The following is a 19,711-nucleotide window of genomic DNA, read 5'->3' on the forward strand; positions in this document are numbered from 1 at the left end:
GATTACAGCAGAGAAGGGACGCTCTCGCGAACGGCTGCCGGCCATACACCACACTGAACCTGGCCGATATGCGGCAGTTGCAGCAGCAGCATAGTCAAACGAGACTGGCCAATACCGCCACCGATGGTCTGCGGCATTTCACCACGCAGCAGCGCCTGATGCCATTCCAGCTGCAGACGATCTTCATCACCGGTCAGCGCCAGTTGATGCTTCAGCGTGTCGGCATCCACGCGGATCCCCATGGAAGAAAGCTCAAACGCATCTTCCAGTACTGGGTTCCATACCAGAATATCGCCGTTCAGACCCGCATGGCCCAGCTCTGACGGGGTGCTCCAGTCATCATAATCCGGTGCGCGCACGTCGTGGCGATGACCATCGCTCAGCTTGCCACCAATCCCTACAAGGAATACCGCGCCAAGATCTTTCGCAATCGCCCGCTCACGCCCTTTGGCATCGAGATCCGGATAACGAGACAGTAACTCCTGGCTGTGTACGAAGTGGATCTGATCCGGCAGGAACGGTGCCAGACCAAACTCTTCGCTAACAGCAGCTTCGGTTGCTTTAATTCCCGCCCAGATCGCCTCTACTGTGCTTTTCAGAGTGGAGAATTGACGCTCACCGTCACCCATTACGCGTTCCCAGTCCCACTGGTCAACATAGACCGAGTGCAGCGGGGAAAGACGGTCTTCATCGGGGCGAAGGGCTTTCATGTGCGTGTACAGCCCTTCGCCCACGCTGAAGTCGTGTTGCCCTAATGTCTGACGTTTCCACTTCGCCAGTGAATGAACCACTTCGAACTGGGCATCAGGCAGAGCTTTCACTTTTACCTGTACCGCTTTTTCACAGCCCGACAAGTTATCCTGCGTGCCATCCCCCACACGGCTAAGAATCGGCGCCTGGACTTCAATCAGGCCTAAGCGTTCTTCCAGTTGACGAGAAAAGTGAGATTTCACGAAGCTAATTTGACGTTGTTTGGCAATGTAAGCGGTTTTCATTTTTTATACTCCTGCGTCCTGTTGCTTATGATTAAGCAACAAAAACCGACACACATGCAATAATCATTCAATAAAAAGCCTCGCACACTTTTGATTCGTTAAAAAAGAAGGCTAAAATAGAATAAATCATCAATACACATAAGAAAATCCTATGGAAAATTATCTGATCGACAATCTGGACCGCGGCATCCTGGAAGCGTTAATGGGCAATGCACGCACCGCTTACGCTGAACTGGCGAAACAATTTGGCGTAAGCCCGGGGACGATTCACGTTCGTGTAGAGAAAATGAAGCAGGCGGGGATCATTACCGGCGCCCGTATCGACGTCAGCCCAAAACAGCTCGGTTATGACGTAGGCTGTTTTATCGGCATTATCCTGAAGAGCGCAAAAGACTATCCTTCCGCGCTGGCAAAGCTGGAAAGTCTCGACGAAGTCACCGAAGCCTATTACACCACCGGCCACTACAGCATCTTTATAAAAGTAATGTGCCGCTCGATCGACGCCCTCCAGCATGTACTTATCAACAAGATCCAAACAATTGATGAAATTCAGTCCACTGAGACACTGATCGTCCTGCAGAACCCGATCATGCGCACCATCAAGCCATGATCAGCTTTTTTAATCCCATACTTTTCCACAGGTAGATCCCAGCGCGTTCACAGCGTACAATACGCCACTCTTAATAAAGGTGGCGGTTTATGGCAGATATCACTCTTATCAGCGGCAGCACCCTGGGCGGTGCCGAATATGTAGCAGAACACCTGGCTGAAAAGCTGGAAGAGGCGGGTTTTACCACCGAAACGCTGCACGGTCCGCTGTTAGAAGATTTATCTGCCTCTGGGATCTGGCTGGTTATCAGCTCAACCCACGGTGCCGGAGACATTCCGGACAACCTTTCTCCTTTCTATGAAGCATTGCAGGAACAAAAGCCCGATCTTTCTGCGGTGCGCTTTGGCGCAATCGGTATTGGCAGTCGTGAATACGACACTTTTTGTGGGGCCATAGATAAACTCGAGGCAGAACTCAAAAATTCCGGTGCAAAACAGATTGGTGAAACACTGAAGATCAACATCCTTGATCACGACATTCCGGAAGATCCGGCAGAAGAATGGCTGGGATCGTGGATTAATTTACTCAAATAAGTATACAGATCGTGCGATCTACTGTGGATAACTCTGTCAGGAAGCTTGGATCAACCGGTAGTTATCCAAAGAACAACTGTTGTTCAGTTTTTGAGTTGTGTATAACCCCTCATTCTGATCCCAGCTTATACTGTCCAGGATCACCGATCATTCACAGTTAATGATCCTTTCCAGGTTGTTGATCTTAAAAGCCGGATCCTTGTTATCCACAGGGCAGTGCGATCCTAATAAGAGATCACAATAGAACAGATCTCTAAATAAATAGATCTTCTTTTTAATACCCAGGATCCCGGGTCTTTCTCAAGCCGACAAAGTTGAGTAGAATCCACGGCCCGGGCTTCAATCCATTTTCATACCGCGTTATGCGAGGCAATCACCATGTTTTATCCGGATCCTTTTGACGTCATCATCATTGGCGGGGGTCATGCAGGCACCGAGGCCGCGATGGCCGCGGCGCGTATGGGTCAACAGACTCTGCTTTTGACACACAATATCGACACTCTGGGGCAGATGAGCTGCAACCCGGCGATCGGCGGTATTGGGAAGGGACATCTGGTAAAAGAAGTGGATGCACTCGGCGGTCTGATGGCGAAAGCGATCGATCAGGCAGGTATCCAGTTTAGGATACTAAACGCCAGCAAAGGGCCGGCGGTTCGCGCTACCCGAGCTCAGGCGGATCGTGTGCTCTACCGTCAGGCGGTACGCACGGCGCTGGAGAACCAACCGAACCTGATGATCTTCCAGCAGGCGGTTGAGGATCTTATTGTCGAAAACGATCGCGTGGTTGGTGCTGTCACCCAAATGGGACTGAAGTTCCGCGCCAAAGCCGTCGTGCTCACCGTTGGGACGTTCCTCGACGGTAAAATTCATATCGGTCTGGATAATTACAGCGGTGGCCGTGCTGGTGATCCGCCATCCATTCCGCTTTCTCGCCGTTTGCGTGAACTGCCGCTGCGCGTTGGTCGTCTGAAAACCGGGACGCCGCCGCGTATCGATGCGCGCACTATCGACTTCAGCGTGCTGGCGCAACAGCATGGCGATAACCCAATGCCGGTATTCTCGTTCATGGGCAATGCGGCCCAGCATCCCCAGCAGGTTCCGTGTTATATCACCCATACCAACGAGAAAACCCACGATGTGATCCGCAGTAACCTCGATCGCAGCCCAATGTACGCGGGGGTGATCGAAGGTGTTGGCCCACGCTACTGCCCGTCGATCGAAGACAAAGTCATGCGCTTTGCCGACAGAAATCAGCATCAGATCTTCCTTGAACCGGAAGGGCTGACGTCTAACGAAATTTATCCGAACGGTATCTCCACCAGCCTGCCGTTCGATGTGCAGATGCAAATCGTCCGCTCCATGCAGGGGATGGAAAATGCGAAGATCGTGCGTCCTGGTTATGCCATCGAATATGACTTCTTCGATCCACGTGACCTGAAACCAACGCTGGAGAGTAAGTTTATCCAGGGCCTGTTCTTTGCTGGTCAGATTAACGGCACTACCGGTTATGAAGAAGCCGCTGCGCAAGGTTTGCTGGCCGGTCTTAACGCTGCCCGTCTGTCTGCTGACAAAGAAGGTTGGGCGCCTGCGCGTTCTCAGGCGTATCTCGGCGTACTGGTTGATGACCTGTGCACTTTAGGAACCAAAGAACCGTACCGTATGTTTACCTCCCGCGCAGAATATCGTCTGATGCTGCGCGAAGATAACGCGGATCTGCGTTTGACTGAAATCGGTCGTGAACTGGGTCTGGTAGATGACGAACGCTGGGCGCGCTTTAACGAGAAGCTTGAGAACATCGAGCGTGAGCGTCAGCGCCTGAAGTCAACCTGGGTAACGCCGTCAGCGGAAGCTGCAGCCGAAGTGAATGCTCACCTGACTGCGCCGCTTTCCCGTGAAGCCAGCGGTGAAGATCTGCTGCGTCGTCCGGAAATGACTTATGAAAAATTAACCACGCTGACGCCGTTTTCCCCTGCGTTGACAGACGAACAGGCGGCGGAACAGGTTGAGATTCAGGTTAAATACGAAGGTTATATTGCGCGCCAGCAAGATGAGATCGAAAAGCAACAGCGTAACGAGAACACGCTGCTGCCTGCGACGCTGGATTACCGCCAGGTATCCGGTCTGTCTAACGAAGTGATCGCCAAACTTAACGATCACAAACCGGCCTCTATCGGTCAGGCTTCGCGTATTTCTGGCGTTACGCCTGCGGCCATCTCCATTCTTCTGGTGTGGCTGAAAAAACAGGGTATGCTGCGTCGTAGCGCATAACGCATTAAAAATGCCAGGTAAGCACCCGCTTACCTGGCAACGCATCAAGAACAGGTAATCACCGTGCTCAACAAACTCTCTTCACTGCTGAAAGACGCAGGAATTTCGCTTACCGATCACCAGAAAAATCAGCTTATTGCCTACGTAAATATGCTGCATAAATGGAATAAAGCGTACAACCTGACCTCGGTCCGCGATCCTAACGAGATGCTGGTACGCCATATTCTCGACAGCATTGTTGTTGCTCCATATCTGCAAGGTGAGCGTTTTATCGATGTGGGAACCGGACCGGGGTTGCCTGGCATACCGCTTTCCATCGTGCGTCCTGAAGCCCATTTCACATTGCTGGATAGCCTTGGTAAACGCGTTCGTTTCCTCCGTCAGGTGCAACATGAGCTTAAACTGGAGAATATTGAGCCAGTACAGAGCAGGGTAGAAGAGTTTCCGTCAGAGCCGCCATTTGATGGCGTAATTAGCCGCGCTTTTGCCTCTCTGAACGATATGGTGAGCTGGTGCCATCATCTTCCTGGTGAGCAAGGCCGTTTCTACGCGCTGAAAGGGCAAATGCCGGAAGATGAAATCGCTTTGTTGCCCGAAGAATATCAGGTTGAATCAGTGATTAAACTTCAGGTTCCAGCCCTGGATGGCGAACGTCATCTGGTGGTTATTAAAGCAAATAAAATTTAATTTTTATCAAAAAAATAATAAAAAATTGACCGGTTAGACTGTTAACAACAACCAGGTTTTCTACTGATATAACTGGTTACATTTAACGCCACGTTCACTATTTTGTATCAACAAAGTAACGTGGCTTTTTTTGGTAAGCAGAAAATAAGTCATTAGTGAAAATATCAGGCTGCTAAAAATCGGCGCTAAGAACCATAATTGTCTGTTAAAGTTTTATTAAGAATGTCAATGGGTGGTTTTTGTTGTGTAAATGCTATTTGTGAAAAGAGTATCTGTTTTTAGACTTAAATATCAGAAGCTTGCAAAGGCATCATTTGCCAAGTAAATAAATATGCTACGGGTGAACATGCTCGATATGTGATCTGAAGCACGCTTTACCACTAGTGTTTACGCGTTATTTACAGTTTTTCATGATCCACCACGGTTAGCAGAAAAGTCGCAATTGTATGCACTGGAAAAATATTTAAACATTTATTCACCTTTTGGCTACTTATTGTTTGAAATCACGGGGGCGCACCGTATAATTTGACCGCTTTTTGATGCTTGACTCTAAGCCTTAAAGAAAGTTTTATACGACACGCGGCATACCTCGAAGGGAGCAGGAGTGAAAAACGTGATGTCTGTGTCGCTCTTGAGTCGAAACGTTGCTCGGAAGCTTCTGCTCGTTCAGTTACTGGTGGTGATAGCAAGTGGATTGCTGTTCAGCCTCAAAGACCCCTTCTGGGGCGTCTCTGCGTTAAGTGGAGGCCTGGCAGTCTTTCTGCCTAACGTTTTTTTTATGATATTTGCCTGGCGTCACCAGGCGCATACACCAGCGAAAGGCCGGGTGGCCTGGACGTTCGCATTTGGCGAAGCTTTCAAAGTTCTGGCTATGTTGGTGTTACTGGTGGTGGCGTTGGCTGTTTTAAAGGCGGTATTCTTGCCGCTGATCGTTACGTGGGTTTTGGTGCTGGTGGTTCAGATACTGGCACCGGCTGTAATTAACAACAAAGGGTAAAAGGCATCATGGCTTCAGAAAATATGACGCCGCAGGATTACATAGGACACCACCTGAATAACCTTCAGCTGGACCTGCGTACATTCTCGCTGGTGGATCCGCATAACCCCCCAGCCACCTTCTGGACAATTAATATTGACTCCATGTTCTTCTCGGTGGTGCTGGGTCTGTTGTTCCTGGTTTTATTCCGTAGCGTAGCCAAAAAGGCAACCAGCGGCGTGCCAGGTAAGTTTCAGACCGCGATTGAGCTGGTGATCGGCTTTGTTAATGGTAGCGTGAAAGACATGTACCATGGCAAAAGCAAGCTGATTGCTCCGCTGGCCCTGACGATCTTCGTCTGGGTGTTCCTGATGAACCTGATGGATTTACTGCCTATCGACCTGCTGCCGTACATTGCTGAACATGTACTGGGTCTGCCTGCACTGCGTGTGGTTCCGTCTGCGGACGTGAACGTAACACTGTCTATGGCACTGGGCGTATTTATCCTGATTCTGTTCTACAGCATCAAAATGAAAGGCATCGGCGGCTTCACGAAAGAGTTGACGCTGCAGCCGTTCAATCACTGGGCGTTCATCCCTGTCAACTTAATCCTTGAAGGGGTAAGCCTGCTGTCCAAACCAGTTTCACTCGGTTTGCGACTGTTCGGTAACATGTACGCTGGTGAGCTGATTTTCATTCTGATTGCTGGTCTGTTGCCGTGGTGGTCACAGTGGATCCTGAATGTGCCGTGGGCCATTTTCCACATCCTGATCATTACGCTGCAAGCCTTCATCTTCATGGTTCTGACGATCGTCTATCTGTCGATGGCGTCTGAAGAGCATTAATTTACCAACACTACTACGTTTTAACTGAAACAAACTGGAGACTGTCATGGAAAACCTGAATATGGATCTGCTGTACATGGCTGCCGCTGTGATGATGGGTCTGGCGGCAATCGGTGCTGCGATCGGTATCGGCATCCTCGGGGGTAAATTCCTGGAAGGCGCAGCGCGTCAACCTGATCTGATTCCTCTGCTGCGTACTCAGTTCTTTATCGTTATGGGTCTGGTGGATGCTATCCCGATGATCGCTGTAGGTCTGGGTCTGTACGTGATGTTCGCTGTCGCGTAGTAAGCGTTGCTTTTATTTAAAGAGCAATATCAGAACGTTAACTAAATAGAGGCATTGTGCTGTGAATCTTAACGCAACAATCCTCGGCCAGGCCATCGCGTTTGTCCTGTTCGTTCTGTTCTGCATGAAGTACGTATGGCCGCCATTAATGGCAGCCATCGAAAAACGTCAAAAAGAAATTGCTGACGGTCTTGCTTCCGCAGAACGAGCACATAAGGACCTTGACCTTGCAAAGGCCAGCGCGACCGACCAGCTGAAAAAAGCGAAAGCGGAAGCCCAGGTAATCATCGAGCAGGCGAACAAACGCCGCTCGCAGATTCTGGACGAAGCGAAAGCTGAGGCAGAACAGGAACGTACTAAAATCGTGGCCCAGGCGCAGGCGGAAATTGAAGCCGAGCGTAAACGTGCCCGTGAAGAGCTGCGTAAGCAAGTTGCTATCCTGGCTGTTGCTGGCGCCGAGAAGATCATCGAACGTTCCGTGGATGAAGCTGCTAACAGCGACATCGTGGATAAACTTGTCGCTGAACTGTAAGGAGGGAGGGGCTGATGTCTGAATTTATTACGGTAGCTCGCCCCTACGCCAAAGCAGCTTTTGACTTTGCCGTCGAACACCAAAGTGTAGAACGCTGGCAGGACATGCTGGCGTTTGCCGCCGAGGTAACCAAAAACGAACAGATGGCAGAGCTTCTCTCTGGTGCACTGGCGCCAGAAACGCTCGCCGAGTCGTTTATCGCAGTTTGTGGTGAGCAACTGGACGAAAACGGTCAGAACCTGATTCGGGTTATGGCTGAAAATGGTCGTCTTAACGCGCTCCCGGATGTTCTGGAGCAGTTTATTCACCTGCGTGCCGTGAGTGAGGCTACCGCTGAGGTAGACGTCATTTCCGCTGCTGCATTGAGTGAACAACAGCTCGCGAAAATTTCTGCTGCGATGGAAAAACGTCTGTCACGCAAAGTTAAGCTGAATTGCAAAATCGATAAGTCTGTAATGGCAGGCGTTATCATCCGAGCGGGTGATATGGTCATTGATGGCAGCGTACGCGGTCGTCTTGAGCGCCTTGCAGACGTCTTGCAGTCTTAAGGGGACTGGAGCATGCAACTGAATTCCACCGAAATCAGCGAACTGATCAAGCAGCGCATTGCTCAGTTCAATGTTGTGAGTGAAGCTCACAACGAAGGTACTATTGTTTCTGTAAGTGACGGTGTTATCCGCATTCACGGCCTGGCCGATTGTATGCAGGGTGAAATGATCTCCCTGCCGGGTAACCGTTACGCTATCGCACTGAACCTCGAGCGCGACTCTGTCGGTGCGGTTGTTATGGGTCCGTACGCTGACCTTGCCGAAGGCATGAAAGTTAAGTGTACTGGCCGTATCCTGGAAGTTCCTGTTGGCCGTGGCCTGCTGGGCCGTGTGGTTAACACTCTGGGTGCACCAATCGACGGTAAAGGTCCGCTGGATCACGACGGCTTCTCTGCTGTAGAAGCAATCGCTCCGGGCGTTATCGAACGTCAGTCCGTAGATCAGCCGGTACAGACCGGTTATAAAGCCGTTGACTCCATGATCCCAATCGGTCGTGGTCAGCGTGAATTGATCATCGGTGACCGTCAAACCGGTAAAACCGCACTGGCTATCGATGCCATCATCAACCAGCGCGATTCCGGTATCAAATGTATCTATGTCGCTATCGGCCAGAAAGCGTCCACCATTTCTAACGTGGTACGTAAACTGGAAGAGCACGGCGCACTGGCTAACACCATCGTTGTGGTAGCAACCGCGTCTGAATCCGCTGCACTGCAATACCTGGCGCCATATGCCGGTTGCGCAATGGGCGAATACTTCCGTGACCGCGGTGAAGATGCGCTGATCATTTACGATGACCTGTCTAAACAGGCTGTTGCTTACCGTCAGATCTCCCTGCTGCTCCGTCGTCCGCCAGGACGTGAAGCATTCCCGGGCGACGTATTCTACCTCCACTCTCGTCTGCTGGAGCGTGCTGCGCGTGTTAACGCCGAATACGTTGAAGCCTTCACCAAAGGTGAAGTGAAAGGGAAAACCGGTTCTCTGACCGCACTGCCGATTATCGAAACTCAGGCGGGTGACGTTTCTGCGTTCGTTCCGACCAACGTAATCTCCATTACCGATGGTCAGATCTTCCTGGAAACCAACCTGTTCAACGCCGGTATTCGTCCTGCGGTTAACCCGGGTATCTCCGTATCCCGTGTTGGTGGTGCAGCACAGACCAAGATCATGAAAAAACTGTCCGGTGGTATCCGTACCGCTCTGGCACAGTATCGTGAACTGGCAGCGTTCTCTCAGTTTGCATCCGACCTTGACGATGCAACTCGTAAGCAGCTTGACCACGGTCAGAAAGTGACCGAACTGCTGAAACAGAAACAGTATGCGCCGATGTCTGTTGCGCAACAGTCTCTGGTTCTGTTCGCAGCAGAACGTGGTTACCTGGCGGATGTTGAACTGTCGAAAATCGGCAGCTTCGAAGCCGCTCTGCTGGCTTACGTCGACCGTGATCACGCTCCGTTGATGCAAGAGATCAACCAGACCGGTGGCTACAACGACGAAATCGAAGGCAAGCTGAAAGGCATCCTCGATTCCTTCAAAGCAACCCAATCCTGGTAACGTCTGGCGGCTTGCCTTAGGGCAGGCCGCAAGGCATTGAGGAGAAGCTCATGGCCGGCGCAAAAGAGATACGTAGTAAGATCGCAAGCGTCCAGAACACGCAAAAGATCACTAAAGCGATGGAGATGGTCGCCGCTTCCAAAATGCGTAAATCGCAGGATCGCATGGCGGCCAGCCGTCCTTATGCAGAAACCATGCGCAAAGTGATTGGTCACCTTGCGCACGGTAATCTGGAATATAAGCACCCATACCTGGAAGAACGCGACGTTAAACGCGTGGGCTACCTGGTGGTGTCGACCGACCGTGGTTTGTGCGGTGGTTTGAACATTAACCTGTTCAAAAAACTGCTGGCGGAAATGAAGACCTGGACAGACAAAGGCGTTCAATGCGACCTCGCAATGATCGGCTCGAAAGGTGTGTCGTTCTTCAACTCCGTGGGCGGCAATGTTGTTGCCCAGGTTACCGGCATGGGGGATAACCCTTCCCTGTCCGAACTGATCGGTCCGGTAAAAGTGATGTTGCAGGCCTATGACGAAGGCCGTCTGGACAAGCTTTACATTGTCAGCAACAAATTTATTAACACCATGTCTCAGGTTCCGACCATCAGCCAGCTGCTGCCGTTACCGGCGTCAGATGATGATGATCTGAAACACAAATCCTGGGATTACCTGTACGAACCCGATCCGAAGGCGTTGCTGGATACCCTGCTGCGTCGTTATGTCGAATCTCAGGTTTATCAGGGCGTGGTTGAAAACCTGGCCAGCGAGCAGGCCGCCCGTATGGTGGCGATGAAAGCCGCGACCGACAATGGCGGCAGCCTGATTAAAGAGCTGCAGTTGGTATACAACAAAGCTCGTCAGGCCAGCATTACTCAGGAACTCACCGAGATCGTCTCGGGGGCCGCCGCGGTTTAAACAGGTTATTTCGTAGAGGATTTAAGATGGCTACTGGAAAGATTGTCCAGGTAATCGGCGCCGTAGTTGACGTCGAATTCCCTCAGGATGCCGTACCGCGCGTGTACGATGCTCTTGAGGTGCAAAATGGTAATGAGCGTCTGGTGCTGGAAGTTCAGCAGCAGCTCGGCGGCGGTATCGTGCGTACCATCGCAATGGGTTCCTCCGACGGTCTGCGTCGCGGTCTGGATGTAAAAGACCTCGAACACCCGATCGAAGTCCCGGTAGGTAAAGCGACTCTGGGCCGTATCATGAACGTACTGGGCGAACCGGTCGACATGAAAGGCGAGATCGGTGAAGAAGAGCGTTGGGCGATTCACCGCGCAGCACCTTCCTACGAAGAGCTGTCAAACTCTCAGGAACTGCTGGAAACCGGTATCAAAGTTATCGACCTGATGTGTCCGTTCGCTAAGGGCGGTAAAGTTGGTCTGTTCGGTGGTGCGGGTGTAGGTAAAACCGTAAACATGATGGAGCTTATTCGTAACATCGCGATCGAGCACTCCGGTTACTCTGTGTTTGCGGGCGTAGGTGAACGTACTCGTGAGGGTAACGACTTCTACCACGAAATGACCGACTCCAACGTTATCGACAAAGTATCCCTGGTGTATGGCCAGATGAACGAGCCGCCGGGAAACCGTCTGCGCGTTGCTCTGACCGGTCTGACCATGGCTGAGAAATTCCGTGACGAAGGTCGTGACGTTCTGCTGTTCGTTGACAACATCTATCGTTACACCCTGGCCGGTACGGAAGTATCTGCACTGCTGGGCCGTATGCCTTCAGCGGTAGGTTATCAGCCGACCCTGGCGGAAGAGATGGGCGTTCTGCAAGAACGTATCACCTCCACCAAAACCGGTTCTATCACCTCCGTACAGGCAGTATACGTACCTGCGGATGACTTGACTGACCCGTCTCCGGCAACCACCTTTGCGCACCTTGACGCAACCGTGGTACTGAGCCGTCAGATCGCGTCTCTGGGTATTTACCCGGCCGTTGACCCGCTGGACTCCACCAGCCGTCAGCTGGACCCGCTGGTGGTTGGCCAGGAACACTACGACACTGCGCGTGGCGTTCAGTCCATCCTGCAACGTTATCAGGAACTGAAAGACATTATCGCCATCCTGGGTATGGATGAACTGTCTGAAGAAGACAAACTGGTGGTAGCGCGCGCTCGTAAGATCCAGCGCTTCTTGTCCCAGCCGTTCTTCGTGGCAGAAGTATTCACCGGTTCTCCGGGTAAATACGTCTCCCTGAAAGACACCATCCGTGGCTTTAAAGGCATCATGGAAGGCGAATACGATCACCTGCCGGAGCAGGCGTTCTACATGGTCGGTTCCATCGAAGAAGCTGTGGAAAAAGCCAAAAAACTTTAACGCCTTAATCGGAGGGTGATATGGCAATGACTTACCACCTGGACGTCGTCAGCGCAGAGCAACAAATGTTCTCTGGTCTGGTCGAGAAAATCCAGGTAACGGGTAGCGAAGGTGAACTGGGAATTTACCCGGGCCACGCACCGCTGCTCACCGCCATTAAGCCTGGTATGATTCGCATCGTGAAACAGCACGGTCACGAAGAGTTTATCTATCTGTCTGGCGGCATTCTTGAAGTGCAGCCTGGCAACGTGACCGTTCTGGCCGACACCGCAATTCGCGGCCAGGATCTCGACGAAGCGCGAGCCATGGAAGCGAAACGTAAGGCTGAAGAGCACATTAGCAGCTCTCACGGCGACGTAGATTACGCTCAGGCGTCTGCGGAACTGGCCAAAGCGATCGCGCAGCTGCGCGTTATCGAGTTGACCAAAAAAGCGATGTAACACCGGCTTGAAAAGCACAAAAGCCAGTCTGGAAACAGGCTGGCTTTTTTTTCGCGCGCCGCAGCGAGATTGGTTCTGCTATATCCTGCGCATTTTTATATCCCGCAATTAAACTCATTTTTATAATTACGCGAAATCCTTCGCTGATTTTCCTGTTTATTCATTGATCGAAATAAGAGCAAAAACATCAGCCTGACGCTTAAATGAAGGTGGTGTCTTACATTTATGAAGACAAAAGGCGTGACGATGGTCGAAAATGGCTCTTTCGCCAGCGGGGATAATCCGTTATTGAGCAATTTATCCCCTGTCCATTTCACGATGAAAAAAATGTAGTTTTTTCAATGTGAAGCGGTTTAAATTCGTTCTCAAATTACAGTCAGGACGCGTATGTTGAATAATGCTATGAGCGTAGTGATCCTTGCAGCAGGCAAAGGCACTCGCATGTATTCCGATCTTCCGAAAGTGCTGCATACCCTTGCCGGGAAAGCGATGGTTCAGCATGTCATTGATGCCGCGAATGAATTAGGTGCAGCGCACGTTCACCTGGTTTACGGCCACGGCGGCGATCTGCTTAAACAGGCGCTGAAAGATGACAACCTGAACTGGGTGCTTCAGGCAGAACAGCTGGGTACGGGTCATGCAATGCAGCAGGCCGCACCTTTCTTTGCCGATGATGAAGACATTTTAATGCTCTATGGCGACGTGCCGCTGATCTCTGTTGAAACACTCCAGCGCCTGCGTGATGCTAAACCGCAGGGCGGCATTGGCCTGCTGACAGTGAAACTGGATGATCCGACCGGTTATGGACGTATCACCCGTGAAAACGGCAAAGTTACCGGCATTGTTGAGCACAAAGATGCCACCGACGAGCAGCGTCAGATTCAGGAAATCAACACCGGCATTCTGATCGCCAACGGCGCAGATATGAAACGCTGGCTGGCGAAGCTGACCAACAATAACGCTCAGGGCGAATACTACATCACCGATATTATTTCGCTGGCGTATCAGGAAGGACGTGAAATCGTTGCCGTTCACCCGCAACGTTTAAGCGAAGTTGAAGGCGTGAATAACCGCCTGCAACTCTCTCGTCTGGAGCGCGTTTACCAGTCCGAACAGGCTGAAAAACTGTTGTTAGCAGGCGTTATGTTGCGCGATCCAGCCCGTTTTGATCTGCGCGGTACGCTAACTCACGGGCGCGATGTTGAAATTGATACTAACGTTATCATCGAGGGCAACGTTACTCTCGGTAATCGCGTGAAAATCGGCACCGGATGCGTGATTAAAAATAGCGTGATTGGCGATGATTGCGAAATTAGCCCGTATACCGTAGTGGAAGATGCTAATCTGGCAGCAGCCTGTACCATCGGCCCGTTTGCCCGTCTGCGCCCCGGTGCTGAGTTGCTGGAAGGCGCACACGTCGGTAACTTCGTTGAGATGAAAAAAGCGCGTCTGGGTAAAGGTTCGAAAGCCGGTCATCTGACTTACCTGGGCGATGCGGAGATCGGCGATAACGTTAACATCGGTGCGGGAACCATTACCTGCAACTATGATGGAGCGAATAAATTCAAAACCATTATCGGCGATGATGTCTTTGTCGGTTCCGACACCCAGCTGGTGGCTCCTGTAACGGTGGGTAAAGGTGCGACGATTGCTGCCGGTACAACTGTGACGCGTAATGTTGGCGAAAACGCCCTGGCGATCAGCCGCGTGCCGCAGTCGCAAAAAGAAGGCTGGCGTCGTCCGGTAAAGAAAAAGTAATTCTGGCTGGGTAAATCCGGCCTCCAGGGATGAGGAGATAACATAATCTCCCTCCCACAAGCAGTAACTATAAAAATAACCCCACTCTCTACAAGGCTCGGGGCGCCCGAAAAAACGGGCATACAGGTTGACCGACAACGATATAAACCGGAATCAAAAACTATGTGTGGAATTGTTGGCGCGATCGCGCAACGTGATGTAGCAGAAATCCTTCTTGAAGGTTTACGTCGTCTGGAATACCGCGGTTATGACTCTGCTGGTCTGGCCGTTGTTGACGCAGAAGGTCATATGACCCGTCTGCGTCGTCTCGGTAAAGTCCAGATGCTGGCTCAGGCAGCGGAAGAACATCCTCTGCATGGCGGTACGGGTATTGCTCATACTCGCTGGGCGACGCACGGCGAACCTTCAGAAGTGAATGCGCATCCGCATGTTTCTGAACACATTGTGGTGGTGCATAACGGCATTATCGAAAATCATGAACCGCTGCGTGAAGAGTTAAAAGCGCGTGGTTATACCTTCGTGTCTGAAACCGACACCGAAGTTATTGCTCATCTGGTGAACTGGGAACTGAAACAGGGCGGCACTCTGCGTGAAGCTGTTCTGCGCGCTATTCCGCAGCTGCGTGGCGCTTATGGCACGGTAATTATGGATACCCGTCACCCGGATACCCTGCTGGCGGCACGTTCTGGTAGTCCGTTGGTTATTGGCCTCGGTATGGGCGAAAACTTTATCGCTTCTGACCAGCTGGCGCTGCTGCCGGTGACCCGTCGCTTTATCTTCCTCGAAGAGGGCGATATTGCCGAAGTGACTCGCCGTTCGGTAACCATCTTCGATAAATCTGGCGCGGAAGTGAAACGTCAGGATATCGAATCCAATCTGCAATATGACGCGGGCGATAAAGGTATTTACCGTCACTACATGCAGAAAGAGATCTACGAACAGCCGAACGCGATCAAAAACACCCTTACCGGGCGTATCAGCCACGGCCAGGTGGATTTAAGCGAGCTGGGGCCGAACGCGGATGAACTGCTGTCGAAGGTTGAGCATATTCAGATCCTCGCCTGCGGTACTTCTTATAACTCCGGTATGGTTTCCCGCTACTGGTTTGAATCGCTGGCAGGTATTCCGTGCGACGTCGAAATCGCCTCTGAATTCCGCTATCGCAAATCTGCCGTGCGTCGTAACAGCCTGATGATCACCCTGTCGCAGTCTGGCGAAACCGCGGATACCCTGGCTGGCCTGCGTCTGTCGAAAGAGCTGGGTTACCTTGGTTCGCTGGCAATCTGTAACGTTCCGGGTTCTTCTCTGGTGCGTGAATCCGATCTGGCGCTGATGACTAATGCGGGTACTGAAATTGGCGTGGCGTCCACCAAAGCATTCACCACTCAGTTAACCGTGCTGTTGATGCTGGTGGCGAAACTGTCTCGCCTGAAAGGTCTGGATGCCTCCATTGAGCATGATATCGTGCATGGTCTGCAGGCGCTGCCGAACCGTATTGAGCAGATGCTGTCTCAGGACAAACGAATTGAAGCCCTGGCGGAAGATTTCTCTGACAAACATCACGCGCTGTTCCTGGGCCGTGGCGATCAGTACCCGATCGCGCTGGAAGGCGCATTGAAGCTGAAAGAGATCTCTTACATTCACGCTGAAGCCTACGCTGCAGGCGAACTGAAACACGGTCCGCTGGCGCTGATTGACGCGAATATGCCGGTTATCGTCGTTGCACCGAACAACGAACTGTTGGAAAAACTGAAATCCAACATTGAAGAAGTTCGTGCGCGTGGCGGTCAGTTGTACGTCTTCGCCGATGAGGATGCAGGTTTTGTCGGTAGCGATAACATGCACATCATCGAGATGCCGCATGTGCAAGAGGTGATTGCACCGATCTTCTACACCGTTCCGCTGCAGCTACTGGCTTACCACGTCGCGCTGATCAAAGGCACCGACGTTGACCAGCCGCGTAACCTGGCGAAATCGGTTACGGTTGAGTAATAAATGGATGCCCTGCGTAAGCGGGGCATTTTTCTTCCTGTTATGTTTTTAATCAAACATCCTGCCAACTCCATGTGACAACCCGTCATCTTCGGCTACTTTTTCTCTGTCACAGAATGAAAATTTTTCTGTCATCTCTTCGTTATTAATATTTGTAATTAACTGAATATCAACGCTTATTTAAATCAGACGGAAGACTTTCTCTCTCTGTCATAAAACTGTCATAAACCTTACATATAACTGTCACCTGTTTGTCCTATTTTGCTTCTCGTAGCCAACAAACAATGCTTTATGAATCCTCCCAGGAGACATTATGAAAGTTATGCGTACCACCGTCGCAACTGTTGTCGCCGCGACCTTATCGATGAGCGCTTTCTCTGTATTTGCAGAAGCAAGCCTGACAGGCGCAGGTGCAACCTTCCCTGCGCCGGTGTATGCCAAATGGGCTGACACTTACCAAAAAGAAACCGGTAATAAAGTTAACTACCAGGGCATTGGTTCTTCCGGTGGCGTAAAACAGATTATCGCCAATACCGTTGATTTCGGTGCTTCTGACGCGCCGCTGTCTGACGAAAAACTGGCTCAGGAAGGTCTGTTCCAGTTTCCGACCGTAATTGGCGGCGTGGTGCTGGCGGTTAACCTGCCTGGTCTGAAATCTGGTGAACTGGTTCTGGATGGTAAAACCCTCGGTGACATCTACCTGGGTAAAATTAAAAAGTGGGATGACGAAGCGATCGTCAAACTGAATCCGGGTCTGAAACTGCCTTCACAGAACATCGCCGTGGTGCGCCGCGCAGATGGCTCCGGGACTTCCTTCGTCTTCACCAGCTACCTGGCAAAAGTGAACGAAGAGTGGAAAAACAAAATTGGTTCTGGCTCTACCGTAAACTGGCCAACCGGTCTGGGCGGCAAAGGTAATGACGGTATTGCTGCGTTCGTTCAGCGTCTGCCGGGTGCGATTGGTTACGTTGAATATGCTTACGCTAAACAGAACAACCTGGCGTACACCAAACTGATCTCCGCTGATGGTAAACCTGTTGCGCCGACCGAAGAAAACTTCGCAAATGCGGCAAAAGGCGCAGACTGGAGCAAAACATTCGCTCAGGATCTGACCAACCAGAAAGGCGAAGATGCGTGGCCTATTACCTCTACCACGTTCATTCTGATCCACAAAGATCAGAAGAAACCAGAACAAGGCACAGAAGTGCTGAAGTTCTTCGACTGGGCGTACAAAACCGGGGCTAAACAGGCTAACGACCTGGATTATGCCAGTCTGCCGGATAGCGTAGTTGAACAGGTTCGCGCTGCGTGGAAGACCAATATTAAAGACAGTAGCGGTAAGCCGCTGTACTAATAAAACTCCAGGCCGGATGAGGCGTTAACGCCGCATCCGGCATTACAAAATGACTTTGTAAACGCGTTTAACTGAAGAGTAACTTATGGCTGCAACCAAGCCTGCTTTTAACCCACCGGGTAAAAAGGGCGACATAATTTTCAGCGTGCTGGTAAAACTGGCGGCGCTGATTGTGCTATTGATGTTGGGTGGCATTATTGTCTCTCTGATCATCTCCTCCTGGCCGAGCATTCAGAAATTTGGTCTGGCTTTCCTGTGGACCAAAGAGTGGGATGCACCGAACGATATCTACGGGGCGCTGGTGCCAATCTACGGTACGCTGGTGACTTCGTTTATCGCGCTGCTGATCGCCGTCCCGGTGAGTTTCGGTATCGCCCTGTTCCTGACTGAGCTTGCGCCTGGCTGGCTGAAACGCCCGCTGGGTATCGCCATTGAGCTGCTGGCAGCCATTCCAAGTATCGTTTACGGCATGTGGGGCCTGTTTATCTTCGCGCCGCTGTTTGCTGTTTACTTCCAGGAGCCGGTCGGCAATATCATGTCGAATATCCCGATTGTCGGCGCGCTGTTCTCCGGCCCGGCCTTTGGTATCGGTATCCTCGCAGCAGGCGTGATCCTCGCCATCATGATCATTCCGTACATTGCGGCAGTTATGCGCGATGTGTTTGAACAAACCCCGGTGATGATGAAAGAGTCGGCCTACGGTATCGGCTGCACCACCTGGGAAGTTATCTGGCGTATCGTTCTTCCGTTCACCAAAAATGGGGTCATCGGTGGCATTATGCTGGGTCTGGGGCGCGCGCTCGGTGAAACTATGGCGGTGACCTTTATCATCGGTAACACCTACCAGCTCGACAGCGCCTCGCTGTACATGCCGGGCAACAGTATCACCTCTGCGCTGGCCAACGAATTTGCGGAAGCGGAATCCGGTCTGCACGTTGCCGCACTGATGGAACTGGGCCTGATCCTGTTTGTGATTACCTTCATCGTCCTCGCCGCATCGAAGTTTATGATTATGCGCCTGGCTAAGAATGAGGGGGCACGTTAATGGCTATGGTTGAAATGCAAACCACTGCGGCGCTGGCAGAATCCCGCCGCAAAATGCAGGCGCGTCGCCGCCTCAAAAACCGTATTGCACTGACGCTCTCGATGGCGACGATGGCCTTCGGTCTGTTCTGGCTGATCTGGATTTTAATGTCCACCATCACTCGCGGTATCGATGGTATGTCGCTGGCGCTGTTCACTGAAATGACGCCGCCGCCAAATACGGAAGGCGGTGGTCTGGCGAACGCCCTGGCGGGTAGCGGGCTGTTAATTTTGTGGGCCACGGTATTCGGTACGCCGCTGGGCATTATGGCGGGGATTTATCTGGCGGAATATGGTCGTAAATCCTGGCTGGCAGAAGTGATTCGCTTTATTAACGACATTCTGCTCTCCGCGCCGTCGATTGTGGTTGGTCTGTTTGTTTACACCATCGTGGTGGCGCAGATGGAGCATTTCTCCGGCTGGGCGGGTGTGATTGCACTGGCGCTGTTACAGGTGCCGATTGTTATCCGCACCACCGAGAACATGCTGAAACTGGTGCCGGACAGCCTGCGTGAAGCGGCTTATGCGCTGGGTACGCCGAAGTGGAAGATGATCTCCGCGATTACGCTGAAAGCGTCGGTGTCCGGGATTATGACCGGTATCCTGCTGGCGATTGCCCGTATTGCTGGTGAAACCGCGCCGCTGCTGTTTACCGCGCTCTCCAACCAGTTCTGGAGCACGGACATGATGCAACCGATCGCCAACCTGCCGGTAACGATCTTTAAGTTTGCGATGAGTCCGTTTGCGGAATGGCAGCAACTGGCCTGGGCCGGGGTGTTGATCATTACCCTGTGCGTACTGCTACTGAACATTCTGGCGCGCGTTGTATTTGCGAAGAATAAACACGGTTAACACTTTGCCGGATGCGGCGTGAACGCCTTATCCGGCCTACGGTAAGCCTGATTAGCGAAGTGCATCAGGCACGAT

19 protein-coding genes are annotated in these 19,711 nt (G+C 51.7%); 18 read left to right on the plus strand and 1 reads right to left on the minus strand.

Translation table 11 applies throughout. From position 1 onward, the window contains the following. Nucleotides 1-2: 2 nt before the first annotated feature. Nucleotides 3-995 carry an aspartate--ammonia ligase gene (gene asnA, locus FEK42_RS10835; protein ID WP_000845136.1) on the minus strand — a complete coding sequence of 331 codons (993 nt, stop codon included), beginning with the start codon at nt 993-995 and terminating at the stop codon, nt 3-5. Nucleotides 996-1,146: 151 nt separating this feature from the next. On the opposite strand from asnA, the gene asnC reads away from it, so the two are divergent. The 18 genes from asnC to pstA all read left to right on the plus strand — a co-directional run bounded on the left by asnC (nt 1,147) and on the right by pstA (nt 19,636). Then, nucleotides 1,147-1,605 carry a transcriptional regulator AsnC gene (gene asnC, locus FEK42_RS10840; protein ID WP_000432970.1) on the plus strand — a complete coding sequence of 153 codons (459 nt, stop codon included), beginning with the start codon at nt 1,147-1,149 and terminating at the stop codon, nt 1,603-1,605. Between the two features lie 89 nt (nt 1,606-1,694). Next, complete coding sequence (mioC, locus tag FEK42_RS10845) at nt 1,695-2,138, plus strand: FMN-binding protein MioC (RefSeq protein WP_130206832.1); 444 nt, start codon at nt 1,695-1,697, stop codon at nt 2,136-2,138. A gap of 378 nt (nt 2,139-2,516) precedes the next feature. Further along, complete coding sequence (mnmG, locus tag FEK42_RS10850; protein ID WP_130206830.1) at nt 2,517-4,406, plus strand: tRNA uridine-5-carboxymethylaminomethyl(34) synthesis enzyme MnmG; 1,890 nt, start codon at nt 2,517-2,519, stop codon at nt 4,404-4,406. Nucleotides 4,407-4,469: 63 nt separating this feature from the next. Beyond that, nucleotides 4,470-5,093: a 16S rRNA (guanine(527)-N(7))-methyltransferase RsmG gene (gene rsmG / locus FEK42_RS10855; protein WP_130206828.1), complete on the plus strand. Its 624-nt coding sequence runs from the start codon at nt 4,470-4,472 to the stop codon at nt 5,091-5,093. 616 nt (nt 5,094-5,709) lie between these two features. Beyond that, the gene (gene atpI / locus FEK42_RS10860; protein ID WP_130206826.1) at nt 5,710-6,090 is read left to right on the plus strand and encodes a F0F1 ATP synthase subunit I; all 381 of its coding nucleotides are present in this window, start codon (nt 5,710-5,712) and stop codon (nt 6,088-6,090) included. A gap of 8 nt (nt 6,091-6,098) precedes the next feature. Next, nucleotides 6,099-6,914, plus strand: coding sequence for a F0F1 ATP synthase subunit A (atpB, locus tag FEK42_RS10865; RefSeq protein ID WP_000135618.1), 816 nt, complete (start codon nt 6,099-6,101; stop codon nt 6,912-6,914). A 46-nt stretch (nt 6,915-6,960) separates the two neighbouring features. Further along, complete coding sequence (gene atpE / locus FEK42_RS10870) at nt 6,961-7,200, plus strand: F0F1 ATP synthase subunit C (RefSeq protein ID WP_000429386.1); 240 nt, start codon at nt 6,961-6,963, stop codon at nt 7,198-7,200. Nucleotides 7,201-7,261: 61 nt separating this feature from the next. Next, nucleotides 7,262-7,732 (plus strand): F0F1 ATP synthase subunit B, encoded by a 471-nt coding sequence (gene atpF, locus FEK42_RS10875; RefSeq protein ID WP_001052219.1) that lies wholly within the window; start codon nt 7,262-7,264, stop codon nt 7,730-7,732. Nucleotides 7,733-7,746: 14 nt separating this feature from the next. After that, nucleotides 7,747-8,280, plus strand: coding sequence for a F0F1 ATP synthase subunit delta (atpH, locus tag FEK42_RS10880; RefSeq protein WP_001288587.1), 534 nt, complete (start codon nt 7,747-7,749; stop codon nt 8,278-8,280). A gap of 12 nt (nt 8,281-8,292) precedes the next feature. Further along, the gene (atpA, locus tag FEK42_RS10885) at nt 8,293-9,834 is read left to right on the plus strand and encodes a F0F1 ATP synthase subunit alpha (RefSeq protein ID WP_001176745.1); all 1,542 of its coding nucleotides are present in this window, start codon (nt 8,293-8,295) and stop codon (nt 9,832-9,834) included. Nucleotides 9,835-9,884: 50 nt separating this feature from the next. After that, nucleotides 9,885-10,748: a F0F1 ATP synthase subunit gamma gene (gene atpG / locus FEK42_RS10890; protein WP_000896501.1), complete on the plus strand. Its 864-nt coding sequence runs from the start codon at nt 9,885-9,887 to the stop codon at nt 10,746-10,748. A 26-nt stretch (nt 10,749-10,774) separates the two neighbouring features. After that, entirely contained in the window at nt 10,775-12,157 is a 1,383-nt protein-coding gene (gene atpD / locus FEK42_RS10895) for a F0F1 ATP synthase subunit beta (protein ID WP_000190506.1), read from the plus strand. A gap of 20 nt (nt 12,158-12,177) precedes the next feature. Beyond that, nucleotides 12,178-12,597: a F0F1 ATP synthase subunit epsilon gene (locus tag FEK42_RS10900; RefSeq protein WP_001251965.1), complete on the plus strand. Its 420-nt coding sequence runs from the start codon at nt 12,178-12,180 to the stop codon at nt 12,595-12,597. A 387-nt stretch (nt 12,598-12,984) separates the two neighbouring features. Next, complete coding sequence (glmU, locus tag FEK42_RS10905) at nt 12,985-14,355, plus strand: bifunctional UDP-N-acetylglucosamine diphosphorylase/glucosamine-1-phosphate N-acetyltransferase GlmU (RefSeq protein WP_130261122.1); 1,371 nt, start codon at nt 12,985-12,987, stop codon at nt 14,353-14,355. A 162-nt stretch (nt 14,356-14,517) separates the two neighbouring features. Continuing rightward, nucleotides 14,518-16,347 (plus strand): glutamine--fructose-6-phosphate transaminase (isomerizing), encoded by a 1,830-nt coding sequence (gene glmS, locus FEK42_RS10910; RefSeq protein WP_135493170.1) that lies wholly within the window; start codon nt 14,518-14,520, stop codon nt 16,345-16,347. A gap of 313 nt (nt 16,348-16,660) precedes the next feature. Continuing rightward, complete coding sequence (gene pstS / locus FEK42_RS10915; RefSeq protein ID WP_130206820.1) at nt 16,661-17,701, plus strand: phosphate ABC transporter substrate-binding protein PstS; 1,041 nt, start codon at nt 16,661-16,663, stop codon at nt 17,699-17,701. Between the two features lie 85 nt (nt 17,702-17,786). Then, nucleotides 17,787-18,746, plus strand: coding sequence for a phosphate ABC transporter permease PstC (pstC, locus tag FEK42_RS10920; RefSeq protein ID WP_000741620.1), 960 nt, complete (start codon nt 17,787-17,789; stop codon nt 18,744-18,746). Beyond that, nucleotides 18,746-19,636, plus strand: a complete 891-nt coding sequence (pstA, locus tag FEK42_RS10925) for a phosphate ABC transporter permease PstA (protein WP_001251991.1) — start codon at nt 18,746-18,748, stop codon at nt 19,634-19,636. The genes pstC and pstA overlap by 1 nt, the downstream gene beginning before the upstream one ends. Nucleotides 19,637-19,711: the final 75 nt, after the last annotated feature.

Origin of the sequence: Escherichia sp. E2748, assembly GCF_005781125.1 — a bacterium.
Taxonomy (GTDB): domain Bacteria; phylum Pseudomonadota; class Gammaproteobacteria; order Enterobacterales; family Enterobacteriaceae; genus Escherichia.